We start from the raw sequence: 1,453 nt of genomic DNA, 5'->3' as shown, positions 1-1,453 counted from the left end.
GACGCCGTCCACGGGGCCGCCGCCCGCCGCGAGACCCCAGAACAGCGGATCGCGGCCGTGGTGGAGACCTTCGCCGCCCGTGCCCTGCGCGCCCCGCGGCTTGCCCACGCGCTGCTGGTCGAGCCGGCCGATGCCGTCGTGGACAGCGAGCGGCTGGTCTTCCGGCGGGCCTTCCGCGACGTGATCGCCGCCGAGATCGCGGTCGCGCTGGCGGCCGGCCGGCTGCCCCGGCAGGACCCGGAGCTGACCGCCGCCGCGATCGTCGGTGCGGTCGGCGAGGCGCTGGCCGGGCCGCTGGCAGCCGCCCCCGCACCACCGGCACACGGCCGAGCGCCGGCAACGGCACAGGACCGAGCGCAAGCTCCGGCACACGGCCGAGCGCCGGCAACGGCACCGGCGCCGACGGCCGCACCCGCTCCACGGGACGCCCTGCCCGACGTCGTCCCCGCTCTGGTCTCCTTCACCCTGCGTGCCCTGGGAGGACGCGATGACAGCGACGCATGAGGTCACCAACCAGGTGCCCCTGCCGTACGGACACGACACCGCCGCCGACCCGGCCCTGATCGCCGCCCTGCACCGGGCCGGCGCCGGCTGGGCCGAGGACGAGCTGCACGAGCTCGGTCGCCTGGCCGGCTCCGAGCAGGCCGCCGAGTGGGGCCGGCTGGCCAACGAGAACCCGCCCGTCCTGCGCACCCACGACCGCTTCGGGCACCGGATCGACGAGGTTGAGTTCCACCCGCACTGGCACGAGCTGATGCGCACCGCCGTCGGCCACGGCCTGCACGCCGCCCCGTGGCAGGACGACCGGCCGGGCGCGCACTCCGCCCGCGCGGCCAAGTTCCTCGTCTGGGGCCAGGTCGAGGCCGGCCACACCTGCCCGGTCTCGATGACCTACGCCGCCGTCCCGGCCCTGCGCGCGACCCCGTCGCTGGCGGCCGAACTGGAGCCGCTGCTGGCCTCCCGGGAGTACGACTTCGGGCTGCGCGAGCCGCACGGCAAGCGCGGGCTCATCGCCGGGATGTCGATGACCGAGAAGCAGGGTGGCTCGGACGTACGGACCAACACCACCACCGCCGTCCCGCACGCGGACGGCACCTACCGGCTCACCGGGCACAAGTGGTTCACCTCGGCGCCGATGTCCGACCTCTTCCTGACGCTCGCCCAGGCGCCGGGCGGACTCAGCTGCTTCATGGTGCCGCGGATCCTGCCCGACGGCGGGCGCAACCGCTTCCACCTGCAGCGGCTCAAGGACAAGCTGGGCAACAAGTCCAACGCCTCCGCCGAGATCGAGTACGACGGCGCGGTCGGGTGGCTGGTCGGCGAGGAGGGGCGCGGTGTGCCGACCATCATCGAGATGGTCAACATGACCCGGCTCGACTGCACCATCGGCGCCGCCTCCGGCATGCGCCTGGGGGCCACCCGGGCTGTGCACCACGCGCTCCACCGGCGGGCG

1 protein-coding gene and 1 pseudogene are annotated in these 1,453 nt (G+C 75.0%); both read left to right on the top strand.

Translation table 11 applies throughout. The annotated features are described in order from the left end of the window. Positions 1-504: pseudogene (locus MCM47_RS40645) on the top strand (hypothetical protein); the annotation flags it as partial. Further along, positions 488-1,453, top strand: a 966-nt coding sequence (locus tag MCM47_RS40640; RefSeq protein ID WP_238951817.1) for an acyl-CoA dehydrogenase family protein, incomplete at its 3' end; no start/stop codon positions are given. The pseudogene MCM47_RS40645 and the gene MCM47_RS40640, both read left to right, overlap by 17 nt.

Origin of the sequence: Kitasatospora sp. A2-31 (genome assembly GCF_022288725.1) — a bacterium.
Taxonomy (GTDB): Bacteria; Actinomycetota; Actinomycetes; order Streptomycetales; family Streptomycetaceae; genus Kitasatospora.
The sequence above is the reverse complement of the archived record's forward strand: the minus strand, read 5'-3'. Positions and strand labels throughout refer to the sequence as shown.